Source organism: Paraburkholderia gardini, assembly GCF_907164545.1.
Taxonomy (GTDB): domain Bacteria; phylum Pseudomonadota; class Gammaproteobacteria; order Burkholderiales; family Burkholderiaceae; genus Paraburkholderia; species Paraburkholderia gardini.
In genome coordinates this window covers 24382-44230 of the sequence record NZ_CAJQZB010000037.1, presented here as the reverse complement: position 1 = coordinate 44230, position 19849 = coordinate 24382, and the positions used below count along the sequence as shown (strand labels likewise).

Below are 19849 nucleotides of genomic sequence, written 5' to 3'. Positions count from 1 at the left end.
AGGTGGACCAGGGATTCGCGAGCCAACCGCCTGAAGCGTTCGTTTCGGGCAATTGCGTCGAACGCAGCACGACGATCCCAGCCATTCGCGCGTGCTGCAGCGCATTCAGGAACAATACCCGAGTTTTGGCGCTTGTGGACCCGATCCGGCCCCGCGATGTTGCGCCGAACCATCACGTCAGCGTGTTTTCGCGGATCCCGCGGGGCGCGGCGGCGTCAAACCAGCCCGCGATACAGCGCCAGATACTGTTCCGCCGAAGCGCCCCAGCCGAAGTCCTGACGCATCGCGCGTTGCTGCGTGGTTTTCCATTCGGTGCGCCGCGCGTGGAGCGCGAACGCGCGCCGGATCGCACCCTGCAGCGCGTCGGGCGTGAAGTGGATGAACACGAAGCCGGTCGCGAGATCGTCGGCCAGGTTTTCGAGCGACGCATCGACCACGGTATCGGCAAGCCCTCCGACGCAATGCACGAGCGGCAGCGAACCGTAAGCGAGCGCATAAAGCTGCGTGAGCCCGCACGGCTCGAAACGCGACGGCACCGCGACCACGTCGCTGCCCGCGACGATTTCATGCGCGAGCGCCTCGTCGAAACCGCGCTCGACGGCGACCGCATCCGGATGCGTCTGCGCGACGCGCAGGAGCCCGTTTTCAAGCGCCGGGTCGCCGGTGCCGAGCACGACGAGCTGGCCTCCGCGCCTGATGATTTCCGGCAGGGCGGCAAGCAGCAGGTCGAGACCTTTCTGTTCCGTCAGGCGGCTCACCACGCCGAACAGCAGCGCATCGCTTTTCTGCGCGATGCCGAAGCGCTTTTGCAACGCCTCCTTGCAGGCCCGTTTGCCCGCGAGACGCGAACCCGTGTAGCGCGCGGGCAGGGCGGCGTCGTTTGCCGGGCTCCAGATCGAATAATCGACGCCGTTCAGAATGCCGCTCAGATCGTGCGCGCGTTCACGCAGCAGCGCATCGAGGCCGCCACCTTGCGCGAGCGTCTGGATTTCGCGTGCGTAAGTCGGGCTGACCGTGGTGATGCGGTCGGCGTAATAAAGGCCTGCTTTCAGGAACGACAACTGGCCGTAAAACTCGATGCCATGCATGTTGAAGAAATCCGCCGGCAGGCCGAGCTGCCCGAACTGATGCGCCGGAAAAATGCCCTGATACGCGAGGTTGTGCACGGTGAAGATGCTGCGCGCGACAGGCTTGCCCTGTTCCCGTTCGGCCGCTTTCAGATAAGCCGGTGCGAGACCCGCGTGCCAGTCGTGCGCGTGAACGATCTGCGGCGCCCACGACGGATCGGCGTACTGCGCGAGTTGCGCGGCGGTCCAGCCGAGCAGCGCGAAGCGCTGCGCGTTGTCGCCGTACGGCACGTGGTCGTCGTCGAGATACGGGTTGCCGTGGCGCGTGTACAGCTCGTCGGCGCGGATGACGTAGATCTGCAGGCCGGTCGATGCCAGCGTGCCGAGTTCGAGCGTTACACGCGCCGCGCCGAAGCGGCTGCCGAGGTTCGCCACCGGCCGCAGGTCGGCGAGACCGCTCACGACCGGCGGAAAACCCGGCAGCAGGGCGCGCACATCGGCGCCGCGTTCGATCAGCGCGGGCGGCAGGGCGCCGACCACGTCGGCGAGTCCGCCGGTTTTCAGGAGCGGATACAACTCGCTCGCGACGTGCAGGACGCGCGTCGTCATAAGTGAGACTCCTCGTCGATGCGATGGTTGACGTCAGGCACGCGACGCGCCGCACATGGTTTCTATCGTGCCGCCTGTCGTCGCAGCGCGTCCGGGGTGACGAGCACGACACCGCTCTCGGTGCGATAGAACCGTTCGCCGTCCTGTACCGGGTCTTCGCCGATCACAGTGCCTTCCGGAATCGTGCAGCCACGGTCGATCACGACCTTGCGCAGCCGGCAGCTCGGTCCGATCGTCACCTGTGGCAGCAAGACTGCCTCATTGATGTTACAGAACGAATTCACGACGCAATTCGACGACAGCACCGAGCGCGAAATCTGCGAGCCGGAAATCACGCAGCCGCCGCACACGATCAGGTTCGTGGCCGAACCCTGCAGACCGTTCATGTCGCGCACGAACTTGGCGGGCGGCAACTGCTGCATATGCGTCCAGATCGGCCAGTCCGGGTCGTACAGGTCGAGCGTCGGAATGGTCGAGGCGAGGTCGAGATTCGCGGCCCAGTACGCGTCGATCGTGCCGACGTCGCGCCAGTACGGTTCCGTCTCGTTGCCCGACGACACGCACGACATGCTGAAAGGATGCGCGATCGCGTGTCCCTGCGTGACGACGCGCGGCAGGATGTCCTTGCCGAAATCGTGATCCGTCGCGGCGCTCGTGATGTTTTCCTCGAGCAGCGTGTAGAGGTATTCCGTGTTGAACACGTAGATGCCCATGCTGGCGAGCGCGATGTCAGGACGGCCCGGCATCGCGGGCGGATCGGCGGGTTTTTCGACAAAGCCCGTCACGCGCCGGTTTTCATCCACGTGCATCACACCGAACGCCACCGCTTCCATGCGTGGCACCTCGATACAGCCGACCGTGCAGTCCGCGCCGCTCTCCGCGTGGTCCATGATCATGCGCGTGTAATCCATCTTGTAGATGTGATCGCCCGCCAGTACGACGACGTACTTCGGCTTGATCGAGCGGATGATGTCGAGGTTCTGGAACACCGCGTCGGCCGTGCCGCGATACCAGTGCGCGCCTTCGACGCGCTGTTGCGCGGGCCACAGGTCGATGAACTCGTTGAATTCGCCGCGCAGGAAACCCCAGCCGCGCTGCACGTGGCGTATCAGCGAATGCGCCTTGTACTGCGTGACGACCGCGATGCGTCGAATGCCCGAATTCAGGCAGTTCGACAGGGCGAAATCGATGATCCGGTATTTGCCGCCGAAATGAACGGCCGGTTTGACGCGCTTGTTCGTGAGCGGCCCGAGACGGGTGCCGCGGCCGCCGGCCAGCACAATGGCGAGCGTGGAGCGTTGCAGATCGTTGAGGCTTGCCGGAGTTTCCATGTTTTCGTCTCCATGATTGTTTCCCCCGGGTGCAATGCCATTGTTTTATTCGCCACTTCGCCTGACAGTTTTAGCATTGAATCGGCGCCCACGCATAGTCTGGATTATGTGGGGGCGCGCCATGCCCGGATGCCGCCGGCGCTGCCAGTATCGCCCCGATCCGTCCTGCCCGGGCGTGCGGTGTGCCGCAAAGCGCGATTTTTCAAGGGGGCAATTAGCGTGCCACCGGTCAGGGCGCTGCAAGCGTGCGACGACGTGGCCAGCGCATCGGGCGCGCGCGACGTAGAATCAGCGGCTTGCCGGCGGTGCGGGTTTGACGCGAGGTTTCGCGAGGAGCGTCTTCCTGGCGGCTTCGTGGTTCATGCCCGGTTCTGCTGCGCCTCGCTGAAACTGCCGGTCCCGTCCATCTGCCTCTTTCATGCCCATGAAATTTCGTCGCCGATTCCTGCCTGCTGTTGCCGTTTCGCTTGCCGTGGCGTTTTCCGTATCGTCTGCCTCCATCACCGCGTTCGCGGCCGACGACAGCACTGACGGCCCCGCCTACGGTCCCGAACTGCAGGGCTTCAACTATCCCGCGCCGGTCCAGCAGTTCGAGTTCACGTCGCAGGGCGAAACGCTGCATATGGCGTACATGGACATCAGGCCTGCCCATCCGAACGGTCGCACAGCGGTCCTGCTGCATGGCAAGAACTTTTGCAGCGCGACGTGGGAAACCACGATCCAGTGGTTGAGCGACGCCGGGTATCGCGTCGTCGCGCCCGACCAGATCGGGTTCTGCAAATCGAGCAAGCCGGCTCACTACCAGTTCAGCTTCCAGCAGCTCGCGCGCAACACGCATGCGTTGCTCGCGTCGATCGGCGCGGAAAACGTCACCATGATCGGGCATTCGACGGGCGGCATGCTCGCGATCCGCTATGCACTGATGTATCCGAAAGAGACGCAGCAACTGGTGCTCGTGAACCCGATCGGTCTCGAAGACTGGAAAGCGAAGGGCGTCCCTTCGCTATCGGTCGATCAGTGGTATGAACGGGAGCTGAAGACGAGCGCGGACGGTATCCGCCGTTACGAGCAGGCGACGTATTACGCGGGGACGTGGCGCCCCGAATACGAGCCGTGGGTACAGATGCTGGCCGGCCTGTATCGCGGGCCGGGCAGGAAGGAAGTGGCGTGGGATTCGGCGCTGCTCTACGACATGATCTACACGCAGCCGGTCGTCTACGAACTCGGCCAGTTGCAGATGCCGACGCTGTTGCTGATCGGCCAGAAGGACACCACCGCGATCGGCAAGGACGTTGCGCCGCCGGCGGTGCGCGCGAAGATCGGCCACTATCCGGAGCTTGGGAAGGCAGCGGCGAAGGCAATTCCGCACGCGACGCTGGTCGAATTCGCCGAACTCGGCCATGCGCCGCAGATGCAGGATCCGCGGATGTTCCACAAGGCACTCCTCGACGGTCTGGCGGCGGTGCCGACAAACCACTGAACCAGTCGGTACCGTCAGCGTGGAAGCCGCGCGGCCCGCGGCTTACCGTGTGCCCGCGATGAGTTCGTCGCGCACCTGGGCGGCGATTTCGAACGACCGCAGGCGTGCCGCGTGATCGAAGATCTGCGCGGTCAGCATCAACTCGTCGGCGCCGGTCTGTTCGATTACCGAAAGCAGGCCCTCGCGCACGGTATCGCGATCGCCCACCACCGAACACGCGAGCGAATGCGCGACGCCGCTCAATTCCTGCTCCGTCGCCTGAATGCGCTCGACGGGCGGTTGCAGTTGACCCGGCGTGCCGCGTCGCAGGTTCACGAACTGCTGCTGCAGCGACGTCATCAGAAGCTGCGCTTCGTCGTTCGTGTCCGCGGCGAACAGGTTGACGCCGACCATCGCGTAAGGCCGCTCGAGTGTCGCGGAAGGGCGGAACTGCGAGCGGTACAGACGTAACGCCGTCAGCATGTGGTCGGGCGCGAAGTGCGATGCGAATGCAAACGGCAGGCCGAGCGCGGCGGCCAGCTGCGCGCTGAAAAGGCTCGAACCGAGCAGCCAGAGCGGCACCTGCAGGCCGGCGCCGGGCACGGCCCGCACGCGCTGGCCGGATACGGGCTCGGCGAAATAGCGCTGCAGCTCGACGACGTCGTCCGGGAACGAATCGGCGCTGCCTTGCAGGTCGCGCCGCAATGCGCGGGCAGTCGTCTGGTCGGTGCCCGGCGCGCGGCCGAGACCGAGATCGATCCGCCCGGGGTACAGCGATTCGAGCGTGCCAAACTGTTCGGCGATCACGAGCGGCGCGTGGTTCGGCAGCATCACGCCACCGGAACCGACGCGAATGCGCCGCGTGCCGCCCGCCACATGACCGATCACCACGGAGGTGGCCGCGCTCGCGATGCCGGTCATGTTGTGATGCTCGGCGAGCCAGTAACGGTGATAGCCCCACGTTTCAACGTGCTGCGCGAGATCCAGCGTGTTTTTGAACGCCTGCGTCGCGGTCGAGCCGACGTTGATGGGAGAAAGATCGAGAACGGAAAAGGGAATCATGGCAAGGTGTCCGGCGCCTCACGCGTGGCGGCTGCGCCGGACGGAGTATCCGGATACGCGTCGGCCGCCCGCGGAACAGGCAAAGCGCGATTGTGCCAAAGCGCCCGCATTCTCGCTGACGACCCAGACAAGCCCCTGCCCCGGAAAGGGTGTTGCAGCGTGCCGAAGGCGCACGCACGTTCGAACCGACGCATGCATTGCACGAAAAAGGCGCATGCGTGTGACGTCGCACAGAAATCGCATCCGGTACGCGATAGCGTGAAGCTGCCGCTTCCTGCGTGGACATGCTGACGGCCTTGCAGGAAGCGACAACCGTGCTGGGCATTTGACGCTGACCGGCCCGGCATTGTCACGCGTAGGTCGGCTACGCGGAACAAACCCGGGCGATCCGGACCGGTCAGGTCAATCGACGTGACCGCCAGCGTCGTAATCCGCGCGCGGTGTCATTCCTGTGGATGCGCTTCCACATGACGCCATGTTCATTCACACGATTTGAATCGCTGGATAAAGTGGCGAGCGGTGCGCGGGTTTTTGCATGTCACGCTTCCCGCAACGCTTTCGCGCGATGCGCCGATTCATCTGCCGAGTCGGTGTAAACGCGCTCTCGCCTAAGCGGTGGATTGCGTCTAGATTGTCGACACCCGAATCGATTCAAGTCGAGGGACCAGACGACCGCGAGCAGCGGTCAGCATCGCGGACACATGCACACAGAGGCGCACGCCTGACCTGTTGCACCGCATGCTGCGCCGCTGCCGGGCGTCTTTTTTTATGCCTCGTGCGCGAGGCAATGCGTCACGTCACGCCATATTGCGAATTGCCTTCACGGCAATGTCGCGACGCTTTCGATCCGCGTGCCTCCATGCGCACGCGCATGCTCCGGTCGTTGAAGACTCGCCCTTTTGATGACGGGCGGCTATCCTGTAGCGCATCATTCATACATCATGAGAGCCGCTATCAGGATGGCGTTTCGTTCCAGACTGCCCTTCGTTGCCACGCTCGCGTTTGCCACCGCGCTTTCGCTTGCCGCGTGCAACGACCAACAAACCGACCAGGCCGTGCAAAAGCTCAAGGATTTCTTTAACGCCGTCAAGCCGGATGCGCTGCTGCTCAAGGGCCTCACGCCCGGCATCACGACCGAAGACCAGATTCGAAGCCAGATGGGCAAGCCGGAAACGGAGCGCACCTTCACCGACGGCTCGAAGCGCTTCGAGTATCCGCGCGGCCCGCAAGGGCTCAACACGTATATGGTCGACATCGACCGCGACGGTCGTCTTGCCGCCGTCACCCAGGTGCTGACCGCCGCGAACTTCGCGAAGATTCACGCCGGCATGACCGGGGACGAAGTGCGCCGCCTGCTCGGCAAGCCCGGTGAAATCGCCCGCTATCCGCTCAAGCCCGAAACGGTGTGGAGCTGGAAGTGGCTCGAAGGCGGCGTGACGCCCGAAGCGTTCTTCAACGTGCATTTCGATGCGCAAGGCAAGGTCTATACGACGTCGCGCTCGGACATGATCCGCGGACGCTAGCAGCCACCATCCTGCATGGGACCGGAGAGAAAAAAATGATCCGTCGACGCCCGCCTCATCGCATCGGCCTCGTACTCGGCGGTGGCGCTGCCCGCGGCTGGGCCCATATCGGCGCAATTCGCGCGCTGGAGGACGCGGGTATCCGGCCGGACGTGGTGTGCGGCACATCGATCGGCGCGCTCGTCGGGGCGGTCTACGCGAACGGCGATCTCGACTGGCTCGAGGAATGGGTCGCGCGGCTGACGTGGCAAACCGTCGTGCGGCTGCTCGATCTGCGGTTTTCCGGCGGATTGCTGGGCGGACGCAAGGTTATCCAGCTCTTCGCGGAACGGTTTAACGGCTGCGAAATCCGCGACCTCAAAATACCGTTCGCCGCTGTCGCGACCGAACTCGATTCGGGCCGCGAGATCTGGATGCAGGAGGGACGTGTGGTGGACGCCGTGCGCGCGTCGATCGCGATTCCCGGCATCTTCACGCCGGTGCGGCACGACGACGCGTGGCTTGTCGATGGCGCTCTGACGAATCCAGTGCCCGTTTCGGTCGCGCGCGGGATGCGGGCCGATTGTGTGATCGCCATCGATCTGAATAACGACATCCTCAACGGACGCGATCTGGGCGGAATAGTGACCGATACACCGCTGCCCTTGCCGCTGCCTGTATCCGGCGACACCGAAGCGGATGCGAATGCGAACGCCGCGCCACCGCCCGTCGCGTTGCGCAAGAACGGCAAGCCGTGGCCGCGCTGGCTTGCGCCCGAAAACGACCGGACGACCGGTACGGGCGACGTGCGCGTGCCGCCGCCGCCCAGTGCCAGGGTGCCTTCAATGTTGAATTCGATCGCGCAGAGCATCGACATCATGCAGGTGCGCATCACGCGTAGCCGGCTTGCCGGGGAACCTGCGGATATCCTGATCCAGCCGCGTCTTGGCGGTATGGGCACGTTCGATTTTCATCGCGCGGCGCCCGCGATCGAAGAGGGCCGCGCGGCCGTCGAAGCCATGATGCCGGCAATCAGGTCGCGGCTCGGCATGGACTGAGCGCGGACGCAGGGCACCTACCTGCGAGGCACGCGTCAAATCTCGCCTTCGCGCTTCGATGCGATCACGCGGCAGATGCGCCTGCCGGAGCTTTCGCTCGTCACGTCCTCGAACAGCAGGATCGCGCAGTCGCTCAGTGTGTCGGTAACCAGCGCGGCTTCGAACGCGCTATAGAGCCTGCCGTCCTTTTGTCGCAGGTTTTCGCCTTCGGTCACGCGCCATGAGAGATACAGCATGCCGCTCGGCCTCAGGATCCGCAGCAGGCTATCGACGGCGAGCGTGATCGACGTGGCTGGCAAATGCATGATCACCGTTTCGCACACGACGTTATCGAACGTCTCGTCGATTTCCGGCAGCGTGGGCAACGTGGCCGCGCGAAACGTCAGGTCCGGATTGAGCCGGCGCGCCTCGGCAAGCAAACCCGGCGACGCTTCGAAGCCGGTGACCCGGTAACCGTTCGCCGCCATCCAGGCGACATCGCGCCCGTTGCCGCAGCCGATATCGGCGGTCAGCCCGCCCGGCAGCAGATGCGTGGCGAACAGCGCATACATGTCCGCGGGCGGCGGCTGGTCGAGCCAGTCCTGGCTGTAGCGGGCGGCGCCTTGCGAATAGACGTCGAGTGTCGCGGGATCGAACCGGTCTGTCATGCGTGGACTCGCTTAAGTGGATACGCTTAACGTCAGGCAAGGGCGGGCGTGCCGGGAACATCAGTCTAGCGAAAGGCCCGGCAGGCATGCATTCCGTCTATCGAAAAAGCGACTCGAAACTTGCCAAAAACACGTCTGACGAGTCCTGCATGCAATCCCCTTACGGCACGATCCGGCCCGCCAGAAGGGGGCTTGCACGTTTTCGTCGCGAGCGGCCGGCGATTGCTGCGACGCAGCAACCAGTGCGCGGGCCTTTGAGCAAATTTTTTTTGCCTGCGAGTATCCGCGCCATACACGAAGGCCGCACCGACGCCGCACGCGTTCGGGCCGCGGCCTCAAGACAATACTTCGATGGAGACACCCGTGGTCCTATACGGCTTTGGTCCGTTGCTCCTTGCCGGCACCATGCAGACGATCGAGCTCTCGGTGTTGTCGCTCGCGGCATCCGTGCTGCTCGGCCTTGCGGGCGCGGCGGCGAAACTCTCGTTTAACCGGCCGCTGCGCATGGCCGCGACCGGCTACACGACGCTGATCCGTTCGGTGCCGGACCTCGTGCTGATGCTGCTGCTCTTCTACAGCATCCAGATCGCGGTCAATAATTTCACCGACGCGCTCAACCTGCCGCAGTTCGACATCGATCCGTTCGTCGCGGGCGTGCTGACGCTCGGTTTCATTTACGGCGCGTACTTCACCGAGACGTTTCGCGGCGCGTTTCTCGCGGTGCCGCGCGGCCAGCTCGAAGCGGGCAGTGCGTACGGCATGAGCGGCATGCGTGTGTTCACGCGCATCCTGTTTCCGCAGATGATGCGCTTCGCGCTGCCGGGCATCGGCAACAACTGGCAGGTGCTCGTCAAGGCGACCGCGCTGGTTTCGATCATCGGGCTCGCCGATATCGTGAAAGCCGCACAGGACGCGGGCAAAAGCACGTTCAACATGTTCTTCTTCATCGCCGTTGCGGCGCTGATCTATCTGGCGATCACGACGGTGTCGAACTTCGCGCTCGTGTGGCTCACGCGGCGCTATTCGACCGGCGTGCGGCACGCCGACCTCTGAGGCCATCATGACCGAAATTCTCACCGAATACTGGCGCGCGTTCCTGTTCTGGGACGGCCATCGCATGTCGGGGCTCGCGGTCACGCTGTGGCTGCTGGTCGTCTCGATCGGCTTCGGCTTCGTGATGGCGATTCCGCTGGCGGTGGCGCGCGTGTCGAAAAAGCGCTGGCTGTCGATGCCGGTGCGCTTCTATACGTACGTCTTTCGCGGCACGCCGCTTTACGTGCAGTTGCTGCTGATCTACACCGGCATCTACAGCCTCGAATTCGTGCGCGCGCATTCGTTGCTCGATGCGTTCTTTCGCAGCGGTTTTTACTGCGCGATTCTCGCGTTCGCGCTGAATACCTGCGCCTATACGACCGAGATTTTCGCGGGCGCGATCCGCTCGACCCCGCACGGTGAAGTCGAAGCGGCTCGCGCTTACGGCATGAGCGGCTTTACGATGTATCGCCGCATTGTGATACCGTCCGCGCTGCGCCGTGCGCTGCCGTTGTACAGTAACGAAGTGATCCTGATGCTGCATGCCACCACCGTTGCCTTTACCGCGACGGTGCCGGATATCCTCAAGGTCGCGCGGGACGTGAATTCGGCAACCTACCGCTCGTTCGACGCGTTCGGCATCGCGGCGCTGATCTACTGTGCGGTATCGTTTGCACTGGTCGCCGGGTTCCGGCGGGCCGAGCGCCGCTGGCTTGCCTATCTGGCCGTGCGCACGCACTAGGCGCCATCTGCCGGATCCGGTCCGGCGGCGCGCATGATGCCGCTGGTCACTGTGTTGCACCCTATCGCAGAACAGCCTGCGTATTTACCGGGAGAGCATCTTGCTCCATACAAGCCAGACCGAAGCCTGCAAGCTTGCCGTGCAGGACATCCACAAGCGCTACGGCGATAACGAAGTGCTGAAAGGCGTGTCGCTGAATGCAAACAAGGGCGACGTGATCAGCATCATCGGCGCGAGCGGTTCGGGCAAGAGCACGTTTCTGCGCTGCATCAATTTTCTCGAACGGCCGAACGCCGGGCAGATCGTCGTCGATGGCGAAGCCGTGCGCACCAAAGCCGACAGTCACGGCAATCTCGAAGTCGCCGACCACAAGCAGCTGCAACGCATCCGCACGAAACTCGCGATGGTGTTCCAGCATTTCAACCTGTGGGCGCACATGAACGTGCTGGAGAACATCGTCGAGGCGCCGATTCATGTGCTCGGCCTGTCGCGGCGCGAAGCGGAAGAGCGCGCACGCGTGTATCTGGAGAAGGTCGGTCTCGCGCCGCGCCTCGAAAAACAGTACCCGTCGCATCTTTCCGGCGGCCAGCAGCAGCGCGTCGCGATCGCGCGCGCGCTCGCGATGGACCCGGACGTGATGCTGTTCGACGAACCGACTTCCGCGCTCGATCCCGAGCTCGTCGGCGAAGTGCTGAAGGTGATGCAGAAGCTCGCCGATGAAGGCCGCACGATGATCGTCGTCACGCACGAAATGGGTTTCGCGCGCAACGTATCGAACCATGTAATGTTCCTGCATCAGGGGCGCACGGAAGAAGAGGGCCTGCCGACCGAAGTGCTGACCACGCCGCGCAGCGAACGCCTGAAGCAGTTCCTGTCGGGCAGCCTCAAATAATGCCTGCCGTTCAGTCGGTTTAAACCCAGCATGCCTCGCCCGTCCAGTCCGGCACGTACGACCCAGGTGGCGATTGTTGCGTTGCCGCCTGTGTCGATGTCGGGTGTCGGACCGATTGTCGATGCGCTCACGCTCGCCAACGAAATCGACGGACGCGCGCTGTATCGCTGGCAGGTGTGTTCGTGGGACGGCCGGCCGGTGCCGCTGTCGGGCGGCGCGCAGTGGCCCGCCGGTGCCGCCTTCGGCGACGCGGTTTCGTGCGACTGGCTGATCGTCGTCAGCGAGCGCTTTCAGCAGTTCGCCGATTACCGGCTCTTTCTCGCGAGCCTTTCACGCGTCGGACAGCGCACGCCGCTCGTCACCGGCATTCATCACGGCGTGTGGTGGCTCGCGATGGCGGGTCAGCTGTCCGGCTATCGTGTGAGCGTGAACTGGGAAACCTACCAGCAGTTCACCGAGCAGTTCGAACGCTCGATCGTCACCCAGCAGATCTTCGAAATCGATCGCGATCGCGCGACCTGCGCGGGCGGCCAGGCGACGGTCGACTTCATGCTTGCGATGATCGGCCGCGAACATGGGCCGGAGCTGGCCGACCGCATCGCCGATACGCTCGGCGTCGGCGTGCTGCGCGCAGGCGAGGAACGGCAGCGCATTCCGTTCGTGACCGCGCCCGGCGAGCGTCACCCGCGTTTGAACGACGCGCTGCTGCTGATGGAAGCGAACATCGAAGACCCGCTCACCACCGACGAAATCGCGGATCTCGTCGGTGTGTCGCGGCGCCAGCTCGAGCGCCTGTTTCGTCAGTACCTGGCTGCGATGCCGTCGCGCTACTACCACGCGCTGCGGCTTTCGAAGGCGCGCACGCAGCTTCAGCGCACCAGCAAATCGGTGGTGCAGATCAGTCTCGCGTGCGGATTCTCGTCGGCGGCGCATTTTTCCAATGCGTATCGCGAACATTTCGGCGTCACACCGCGCGAGGATCGTCGCAATTACATCGAGAAACAGCACGGCGGCGCGGCGGCGGACGGCCGCACGGCGCCCACTGGCGAGCCGCGTCCGGCCGCGCTGATCGAGCCGCCCGATACGGATTGACGAGGTCCGGGCGGTGTAACGGAGGCCGGCCGGGCAGTAACTTCGATGGAAACGCGTCGCGTATGAGCAAGACGGCTCGCGGGCGTTTTCCTACACTAGAGACATTACTGAACGAGGAGTTGCCATGAACGACCTGACTGTGACGCGCCAGACCTTCGACGAAGTGATGGTGCCGCTGTTCTCGCCCGCCGCGTTCGTGCCGGTGCGCGGCGAGGGTTCGCGCGTCTGGGACACGCAGGGCCGCGACTATATCGACTTCGCGGGCGGCATTGCCGTCACGGCGCTCGGCCATTCGCATCCGGCACTGCTGAAGGTTCTGGAGGAGCAGGGCAGCCAGTTGTGGCATGTCGGTAACGGTTACACGAACGAGCCGGTGCTGCGCCTCGCGAAGCGCCTCGAAGCCCTGACGTTCGCCGATCGAGCGTTCTTCGCGAACTCGGGTGCCGAAGCGAACGAAGCGGCGCTGAAACTCGCGCGCCGCGTCGCGTTCGAGCGTTTCGGTGCGGAAAAATACGAAATCGTGTCGTTCACGCAGTCGTTTCATGGCCGGACGTTCTTCACCGTGAGCGTCGGCGGCCAGTCGAAGTATTCGGAAGGCTTCGGCCCGATTCCCGAAGGCATCATCCATTTGCCGTACAACGACACGGAGGCCGCGCTGAAGGCCATCGGCGCGAAGACGTGCGCGGTGATCGTCGAGCCGATCCAGGGCGAAGGCGGTGTGATCCCGGCCGATCCGGCGTTTCTGAAGGCGCTGCGCGAAGCCTGCGACCAGCACGGCGCACTGCTGATTTTTGACGAGGTACAAACGGGTGTGGGCCGCAGCGGCTATTTTTACGCGTATCAGGACACGGGCGTGACGCCGGACATCCTGACCACCGCGAAAGCACTCGGCAACGGCTTCCCGATCGGCGCGATGCTGACGACGACCGCGATCGCCGCGCATTTCAAGGTGGGCGTGCATGGCACGACGTACGGCGGCAATCCGCTCGCCGCCGCGATCGCCGACAAGGTGGTCGAGCTGATCAGCGCGCCTGCCGTGCTCGAAGGCGTGCGTACACGCAGCGAACTGCTGAAGGCAAAGCTCGCGAAGATCAACGAACGTTTTGGCATCTTCAGGGATGTGCGCGGCAAGGGCCTCCTGATCGGCGCCGAACTCAACGATCCGTTCAGGGGCCGCGCGAAAGACTTCGTCACCGCCGCCGCGAACCATGGCGCGATGATGCTGATGGCCGGTCCGGACGTGCTGCGTTTCGCGCCTTCGCTCGTGATGCCGCTCGACGACCTGAACGAAGGCCTCGCGCGCGTCGAAAAGGCGATCGAAGCGGTTATCGCGACGAACACCGCGACCGCCGAAGCGGCCCGCTGATCCACTGCATCGCATTCAACCACTGGAACGATGATGCTCTTCGTACGCCCCAGCCGTCTCGCCGATCTCGATGCGCTCGAACACATGGCGCTCACGGCCCAACCGGTGCTGCATTCGTTGCCGCACGACCGGCGGCTGCTGGAAGCGCGCATCGCGTTGTCAGAGGATTCGTTTCGCGCGGAAATCGATTTTCCGAGTGAAGAGTTCTATCTGTTCGTGCTCGAGGATGCCGCCACCGGCAAGCTGCTCGGCACGGCGAGCATCGTCGCGGCAGCGGGTTATTCGGAACCGTTCTACGTGTTTCGTAACGACGCGCTGATCCACGCGTCGCGCGAGCTGCACGTCAGCCGCAAGATTCACGCGCTCACGATGTCGCACGAACTGACGGGCAAGAGCCGTCTCGCGGGTTTCTATATCGATCCGTCGCTGCGTGGCGATGCGGCAGCGCATCTGATGTCGCGCTCGCGCATGATGTATATCGCCGCGAACCGCAAGCGCTTCACACCGGAAGTGTTTTCGCTGCTGCTCGGCGTAACCGATGACGCAGGGGTATCGCCGTTCTGGGAAGCGGTGGGCCGCAAGTTCTTCGGCCGTGATTTCGCCGACATCGAAATCGAATCGGGCGGCAGAAGCCGCACGTTCATCGCCGAAGTCATGCCGAGCTATCCGGTGTACGTGCCGTTGCTGCCGGAAGCCGCCCAGCGTGTGCTGGGCGAGCCGGACGAAAAGGCCTTGCTCGCTTACGACATCCACCAGGAAGAAGGCTTCGAAACCGACCGCTACATCGATATTTTCGACGCGGGCCCGGTACTCACCGCCCAGATCGATCGCGCGGCGTGCGTGGCGCGCAACGAAAACCGCGTGGTGCGCGAAGCGGCTTCGGCCGCACAGGGTCCGACGTATCTGGTCGCGAGCAACCGCGAAGGCGATTTCCGCTGCGTGCTGGCGGATCTGTCCATCGACAGCGCAACGGGCGCCGCGTTGCCTGCGACCGTACGTGAGGCACTCGGCGTGCGGGATGGCGATACGGTACGCTGCGTGCGCCTTCACCAGGCCGCACGGAACGAACACTCGGGAGAAGCACAATGATCGTCGTTCGCGTCGTGCAGACGGGCGATGTGGATGCGCTCGTCGCGCTCGCTCACGAGACAGGCCCAGGTCTCACCACGTTCAAGCCGGACCGTGACGCACTGGCCGCGCGCATCGAACGCGCGCGCCGCACGATGGAAGGCCGCGCCGCGCCGCACGAGGAAGGTTACTTCTTCGTGATGGAGGATACGGCGACCGGCGACGTGGCCGGTGTCTGCGGCATCGAAACCGCGGTCGGACTCGAACAGCCGTTCTACAACTATCGTGTGAGCACGGTGGTGCACGCGAGCCAGGATCTCGGCATCTGGACGAAGATGCGCGCGCTCAACATCTCGCACGATCTGACGGGCTACGCGGAGGTCTGTTCGCTCTTTCTCAGCCCGCGCTATCGCACGAGCGGTGTCGGCGGTCTGCTGTCGCGCTCGCGCTTCATGTTTATCGCGCAGTTTCCCGAACGGTTTCCGCAACGTATCTGTGCCGAACTGCGTGGGCATTTCGATGCGAGCGGATCGTCGCCGTTCTGGCGCGCGGTCGGTTCGCATTTCTACCAGATCGATTTCAACGCAGCCGATTACCTCAGCTCGCACGGACGCAAGTCGTTCCTCGCCGAACTGATGCCGCGTTATCCGGTGTATGTCGATCTGTTGCCGCAAGAAGCGCAGGAATGCGTCGGACTCACACATAGCGACACGATTCCCGCGCGCCGCATGCTCGAAACGGAAGGGCTGCGCTACGAGAATCACGTCGATATTTTCGACGCGGGTCCGGTGCTCGAATGCCATATCGCCGACCTGCATACGGTGCGTGAAAGCGTCGTCGTGCCGGTTGAAACCGGCGCGCCGCTCGCGCATCACGACGGGCGGCGTGCGCTGGTCTCGAATACTTCGCTGACCGATTTCCGCGTGGGCGTGGCACCGGGTGTGCCGGAGGCGGGCGTGTTCCGTCTCACGGCCGAAGACGCCGCCGCGCTCGACGTGCGTGCCGGCGATGCCGTGCGGGTGCTGCCGCTGAAATCAAGACAAGGATGATCATGAACGAGCTTTTCATCGACGGCGAATGGGCCGCCGGCACCGGTCACGTATTCGCTTCGCGCAATCCGGGCACCGCTCAGGTCGTGTGGGAAGGCCACAGCGCCTCCGCCGACGACGTCGACCGCGCGGTGCGCAGTGCCCGCAAGGCGTTTCAATCGTGGGCCTCGCTCGATTTCGACGCACGGATCGCGATCGTGCGCCGCTTCGCTGAACTGCTGACGGAGCGCAAGGAAGCGATAGCCGAGGCGATCGGTCGCGAGACTGGCAAGCCGCTGTGGGAGGCGCGCACTGAAGTCGCATCGATGGCCGCGAAGGTCGGGATTTCGATTCAGGCCTACAACGAGCGCACCGGCGAGAAACGCGTGCCGATGGCCGACGGCGTCGCGGTGTTGCGGCATCGTCCGCATGGCGTCGTGGCGGTATTCGGGCCGTACAATTTCCCGGGTCATCTGCCCAACGGTCACATCGTGCCGGCGCTGATCGCGGGTAACGCGGTGGTGTTCAAGCCGTCGGAACTCGCACCCGGCGTCGCGCAGACGACCGTCGAGGTGTGGCGCGAAGCGGGCCTGCCCGCCGGCGTGCTGAATCTCGTGCAGGGCGAGAAGGAAACCGGTATCGCGCTTGCGAATCACCGGCAGATCGACGGTCTCTTCTTCACCGGCAGTTCGGATACCGGCACGCTGCTGCACAAGCAGTTCGGCGGTCGTCCGGAGATCGTGCTCGCGCTCGAAATGGGCGGCAACAACCCGCTCGTGATCGCGCCGGTCAGCGATGTGGATGCCGCCGTGCATCACACGATTCAATCCGCGTTCCTGTCGGCCGGTCAGCGCTGCACGTGCGCGCGCCGCATCTTCGTGCCGGACGATGCGTTCGGCGACCGCTATATCGAGCGCCTTGTCGATGTAACGTCACGTATCGCGGTCGGCGAATACAACGCGAATCCGCAGCCGTTCATGGGCGCGGTGATCTCGGCGCGCGCGGCTTCGCGTCTCGTCGCGGCACAGGACAGGCTGCTCGCCGACGGTGCGAAAGCGCTGCTGGCGATGGAGCAGCGGGATCCGAAGCTGGGCTTCGTCACGCCCGCGATTCTCGATGTGACATACGTGCGGAATCTGCCCGATGAAGAACATTTCGGCCCGCTTGCGCAGATCGTCCGCTACGGCAATTTCGACGATGCCATCGAGCGTGCGAACGACACCGAATTCGGACTTTCCGCCGGCCTGCTCGCGGATGACGAGACGCTATGGACGCATTTCCAGCATCGCATTCGCGCCGGCATCGTGAACTGGAACCGGCCGACCAACGGTGCGTCGTCGGGCGCGCCTTTCGGCGGCACGGGGCGCTCGGGCAACAACCGGCCGAGCGCGTACTACGCAGCCGATTACTGCGCGTATCCGATGGCTTCCGTCGAAAGCGCCCAACTGCAGATGCCCGCGAGCGTGTCGCCGGGTCTTCAATTTTAAGGAACGACGATGTCCGCCTCTGAAGCCAATTTCGACGGGCTCGTCGGCCCGACGCACAACTACGCAGGGCTGTCGTTCGGCAACGTCGCGTCGCAGAACAACGAGAAATCGGTTGCGAATCCGAAGGCCGCCGCAAAGCAGGGCCTGCGCAAGATGAAGCAGCTGGCCGACCTCGGTTTTAACCAGGGCGTGCTGCCGCCGCAGGAGCGGCCGTCGATGCGCCTCTTGCGCGAACTCGGTTTCTCGGGCGACGACGCCACCGTGATCGCGCGCGTCGCAAAGGACGCGCCCGAGTTGCTGGCGGCCGCCAGTTCCGCATCGGCGATGTGGACGGCGAACGCGGCAACCGTGAGCCCTTCGGCCGATACGCACGACGGCCGCGTGCATTTCACGCCGGCCAACCTGTGCAGCAAGCTGCATCGCGCGATCGAGCACGAATCGACCCGCCGCACGCTGCGTGCGATCTTCGCCGACGATGCGCGCTTCGCGGTACACGAGGCGTTGACGGGCACGCCCGCGCTCGGCGACGAAGGTGCCGCGAATCACACGCGCTTTTGCGCGGAATACGGCGTACGTGGCGTCGAATTCTTCGTCTATGGCCGCAGCGAATATCGGCGCGGACCGGAGCCGAAGCGCTTTCCGGCACGTCAGACGTTCGAGGCGAGCCGCGCGGTGGCGCATCGTCACGGGCTGGTCGAAGGCGGCACGGTATACGCGCAGCAGAATCCGGACGTGATCGACGCGGGCGTGTTTCATAACGACGTGATCGCCGTCGGTAACCGCAACACGCTGTTCTGTCATGAACTGGCGTTCGTCGATCAGTCTTCCGTGTATGACGAACTGTCGAAGAAGCTCGAAAAACTCGGCGCGCCGTTTAGCGTGATCGAGGTGCCGGATGCGCAGGTGAGCGTGCCCGATGCCGTTTCGTCGTATCTGTTCAACAGCCAGCTGCTGACGCGCCCCGATGGCCGCCAGGTGCTGGTCGTACCGCAGGAATGCCGCGAAAACGAACGCGTCGCCGCGTATCTCGACAGCCTGACGGAACGGCATGGTCCGATCGACGAAGTGCTGGTCTTCGATCTGCGCGAAAGCATGAAGAACGGCGGCGGCCCGGCGTGCCTGCGTCTGCGCGTCGTTCTGAATGACGCCGAGCGTACGGCTGTTGCGCCGGGCGTGTGGATCAACGATACGTTGTTCGGCCGCCTCGATGCGTGGATCGAAAAGCACTATCGCGACCGCCTTGCGCCGTCCGATCTGACCGATCCTTTGCTGCTCGCCGAATCGCGCACGGCGCTCGACGAACTGACGCAGATTCTCGGCCTCGGCTCGCTTTATGACTTCCAGCGCTAAGCCCGGCATGAACGCGCTGCTCGACGATTTTCTCGCGTACACGCTGGCGGCCACGCGTCCTTTTTCCGCGCAGGCGCAGGGCACGTCGGCGAACGGTGTGCGTTACGCGTGGCTCGATAACGGCGTGCTGCTGCTCGAACCGGCCGCGCTCAAGCAAACCACGCGCAGTGTGCTGGCCTCCGCGGGCATTCATGGCGATGAAACCGCGCCAATCGAACTGCTCTGTGCGCTCGTGCGGGATATCGCTTCGGGCAAGGCATCGCTCGAATGTCGTCTGCTCGTGATTCTGGGCAACGTCGACGCGATGCGCGACGCGTGCCGCTATCGCGACGATGACCTGAACCGTCTCTTTAGCGGGCGTCATGCACAGGTGCCGCAGAGTCATGAAGCGCCGCGCGCGGCTGCACTCGAAGAAGCCGCAAAACACTTTTTCGCCGCTGCGCCGGACGTGCCCGAAGCGCGCTGGCACGTCGACATGCATACCGCGATTCGTGCGTCCGTGTTCGAGCAGTTCGCGCTGCTGCCGCATACCGGTGCGCCGCTCTCGCGCGTGATGTTCGAGTGGCTGCGCGATGCGCGCATCGCCGCCGTTCTGCTGCACACGACGAAAGGCAACACGTATTCGCATTTCACCGCCGACGCGTGCGGCGCGCTTGCCTGTACGCTCGAACTCGGCAAGGTGCGCCCGTTCGGGCAGAACGATCTCGCGCGTTTCGCGGGTGCGGATCGCGCGTTGCGTCAGCTCGTGGCGGGCGTATCCGGCGATGAAGCAGCGCCGCTGCCGCGCGTGTTCACCGTGATCGACCAGATCACGAAGCAGAGCGACGCGTTCGAACTGCTCGTCGCTGCCGATGTGCCCAATTTCACGCCCTTCGTGAAAGACACGCTGCTCGCGCATGACGGCGACTATCGCTATACCGTGCGTCACGACGAAGAGCGCATCGTGTTTCCGAATCCGACCGTCAAGCCGGGTCTGCGCGCGGGCCTGCTCGTCATCGAGACGACAGACAGCACGCTCGCCGCGCTGGCCTGATCATGGTGCGTAATTAAATTGAAA

Annotated in this window: 17 protein-coding genes; 13 read left to right on the top strand and 4 right to left on the bottom strand. The window is 64.1% G+C overall.

The annotated features are described in order from the left end of the window. Positions 1-215: 215 nt before the first annotated feature. Positions 216-1676, bottom strand: a complete 1461-nt coding sequence (gene glgA, locus LPA37_RS22200) for a glycogen synthase GlgA (RefSeq protein WP_229013729.1) — start codon at positions 1674-1676, stop codon at positions 216-218. 62 nt (positions 1677-1738) lie between these two features. Then, entirely contained in the window at positions 1739-3007 is a 1269-nt protein-coding gene (gene glgC / locus LPA37_RS22195; RefSeq protein WP_228979033.1) for a glucose-1-phosphate adenylyltransferase, read from the bottom strand. A 418-nt stretch (positions 3008-3425) separates the two neighbouring features. On the opposite strand from glgC, the gene LPA37_RS22190 reads away from it, so the two are divergent. Then, a complete protein-coding gene (locus LPA37_RS22190; protein WP_229013728.1) occupies positions 3426-4487 on the top strand; it encodes an alpha/beta fold hydrolase in 1062 nt (353 codons plus the stop codon). 42 nt (positions 4488-4529) lie between these two features. Here LPA37_RS22190 and LPA37_RS22185 read toward each other — a convergent pair whose 3' ends face one another. Beyond that, positions 4530-5528 carry an LLM class flavin-dependent oxidoreductase gene (locus LPA37_RS22185; RefSeq protein ID WP_229013727.1) on the bottom strand — a complete coding sequence of 333 codons (999 nt, stop codon included), beginning with the start codon at positions 5526-5528 and terminating at the stop codon, positions 4530-4532. A gap of 959 nt (positions 5529-6487) precedes the next feature. Here LPA37_RS22185 and LPA37_RS22180 point away from each other — a divergent pair. Continuing rightward, complete coding sequence (locus LPA37_RS22180) at positions 6488-7051, top strand: hypothetical protein (RefSeq protein ID WP_229013736.1); 564 nt, start codon at positions 6488-6490, stop codon at positions 7049-7051. A 35-nt stretch (positions 7052-7086) separates the two neighbouring features. Further along, positions 7087-8088 (top strand): patatin-like phospholipase family protein, encoded by a 1002-nt coding sequence (locus tag LPA37_RS22175; RefSeq protein WP_229013726.1) that lies wholly within the window; start codon positions 7087-7089, stop codon positions 8086-8088. A gap of 35 nt (positions 8089-8123) precedes the next feature. Here LPA37_RS22175 and LPA37_RS22170 read toward each other — a convergent pair whose 3' ends face one another. Continuing rightward, positions 8124-8735, bottom strand: coding sequence for a class I SAM-dependent methyltransferase (locus tag LPA37_RS22170; protein WP_229013725.1), 612 nt, complete (start codon positions 8733-8735; stop codon positions 8124-8126). 363 nt (positions 8736-9098) lie between these two features. Here LPA37_RS22170 and LPA37_RS22165 point away from each other — a divergent pair, with 363 nt between their 5' ends. The 10 genes from LPA37_RS22165 to astE all read left to right on the top strand — a co-directional run bounded on the left by LPA37_RS22165 (position 9099) and on the right by astE (position 19825). Then, a complete protein-coding gene (locus tag LPA37_RS22165) occupies positions 9099-9788 on the top strand; it encodes an ABC transporter permease (protein WP_228979253.1) in 690 nt (229 codons plus the stop codon). Positions 9789-9795: 7 nt separating this feature from the next. Further along, on the top strand, positions 9796-10509 hold the full coding sequence (locus LPA37_RS22160; protein WP_228979024.1) for an ABC transporter permease: 714 nt from the start codon (positions 9796-9798) through the stop codon (positions 10507-10509). Between the two features lie 100 nt (positions 10510-10609). Beyond that, a complete protein-coding gene (locus LPA37_RS22155; protein ID WP_228979023.1) occupies positions 10610-11401 on the top strand; it encodes an ABC transporter ATP-binding protein in 792 nt (263 codons plus the stop codon). A 30-nt stretch (positions 11402-11431) separates the two neighbouring features. Continuing rightward, complete coding sequence (locus tag LPA37_RS22150) at positions 11432-12493, top strand: GlxA family transcriptional regulator (protein ID WP_229013724.1); 1062 nt, start codon at positions 11432-11434, stop codon at positions 12491-12493. A 124-nt stretch (positions 12494-12617) separates the two neighbouring features. Then, complete coding sequence (locus LPA37_RS22145; protein WP_229013723.1) at positions 12618-13859, top strand: aspartate aminotransferase family protein; 1242 nt, start codon at positions 12618-12620, stop codon at positions 13857-13859. Positions 13860-13892: 33 nt separating this feature from the next. Then, complete coding sequence (aruF, locus tag LPA37_RS22140; protein WP_228979251.1) at positions 13893-14948, top strand: arginine/ornithine succinyltransferase subunit alpha; 1056 nt, start codon at positions 13893-13895, stop codon at positions 14946-14948. After that, a complete protein-coding gene (astA, locus tag LPA37_RS22135; RefSeq protein WP_228979017.1) occupies positions 14945-15976 on the top strand; it encodes an arginine N-succinyltransferase in 1032 nt (343 codons plus the stop codon). Before aruF ends, astA begins: the two co-directional genes overlap by 4 nt. Positions 15977-15978: 2 nt before the next feature. Further along, positions 15979-17442, top strand: a complete 1464-nt coding sequence (astD, locus tag LPA37_RS22130) for a succinylglutamate-semialdehyde dehydrogenase (RefSeq protein WP_229013722.1) — start codon at positions 15979-15981, stop codon at positions 17440-17442. 9 nt (positions 17443-17451) lie between these two features. Then, positions 17452-18792 carry an N-succinylarginine dihydrolase gene (astB, locus tag LPA37_RS22125; protein ID WP_228979012.1) on the top strand — a complete coding sequence of 447 codons (1341 nt, stop codon included), beginning with the start codon at positions 17452-17454 and terminating at the stop codon, positions 18790-18792. Further along, positions 18776-19825, top strand: a complete 1050-nt coding sequence (astE, locus tag LPA37_RS22120; RefSeq protein ID WP_229013721.1) for a succinylglutamate desuccinylase — start codon at positions 18776-18778, stop codon at positions 19823-19825. Before astB ends, astE begins: the two co-directional genes overlap by 17 nt. The last annotated feature ends 24 nt before the right edge of the window (positions 19826-19849 follow it).

Coding starts and splice junctions, on each gene's coding strand:
- astD (WP_229013722.1), top strand. CDS start 15,979: ATGAACGAGCTTTTCATCGACGGCGAATGGGCCGCCGGCACCGGTCAC.
- glgA (WP_229013729.1), bottom strand. CDS start 1,676: ATGACGACGCGCGTCCTGCACGTCGCGAGCGAGTTGTATCCGCTCCTG.
- LPA37_RS22145 (WP_229013723.1), top strand. CDS start 12,618: ATGAACGACCTGACTGTGACGCGCCAGACCTTCGACGAAGTGATGGTG.
- LPA37_RS22180 (WP_229013736.1), top strand. CDS start 6,488: ATGGCGTTTCGTTCCAGACTGCCCTTCGTTGCCACGCTCGCGTTTGCC.
- LPA37_RS22175 (WP_229013726.1), top strand. CDS start 7,087: ATGATCCGTCGACGCCCGCCTCATCGCATCGGCCTCGTACTCGGCGGT.
- LPA37_RS22170 (WP_229013725.1), bottom strand. CDS start 8,735: ATGACAGACCGGTTCGATCCCGCGACACTCGACGTCTATTCGCAAGGC.
- LPA37_RS22150 (WP_229013724.1), top strand. CDS start 11,432: ATGCCTCGCCCGTCCAGTCCGGCACGTACGACCCAGGTGGCGATTGTT.
- astB (WP_228979012.1), top strand. CDS start 17,452: ATGTCCGCCTCTGAAGCCAATTTCGACGGGCTCGTCGGCCCGACGCAC.
- astA (WP_228979017.1), top strand. CDS start 14,945: ATGATCGTCGTTCGCGTCGTGCAGACGGGCGATGTGGATGCGCTCGTC.
- LPA37_RS22190 (WP_229013728.1), top strand. CDS start 3,426: ATGCCCATGAAATTTCGTCGCCGATTCCTGCCTGCTGTTGCCGTTTCG.
- aruF (WP_228979251.1), top strand. CDS start 13,893: ATGCTCTTCGTACGCCCCAGCCGTCTCGCCGATCTCGATGCGCTCGAA.
- glgC (WP_228979033.1), bottom strand. CDS start 3,007: ATGGAAACTCCGGCAAGCCTCAACGATCTGCAACGCTCCACGCTCGCC.
- LPA37_RS22160 (WP_228979024.1), top strand. CDS start 9,796: ATGACCGAAATTCTCACCGAATACTGGCGCGCGTTCCTGTTCTGGGAC.
- LPA37_RS22185 (WP_229013727.1), bottom strand. CDS start 5,528: ATGATTCCCTTTTCCGTTCTCGATCTTTCTCCCATCAACGTCGGCTCG.
- astE (WP_229013721.1), top strand. CDS start 18,776: ATGACTTCCAGCGCTAAGCCCGGCATGAACGCGCTGCTCGACGATTTT.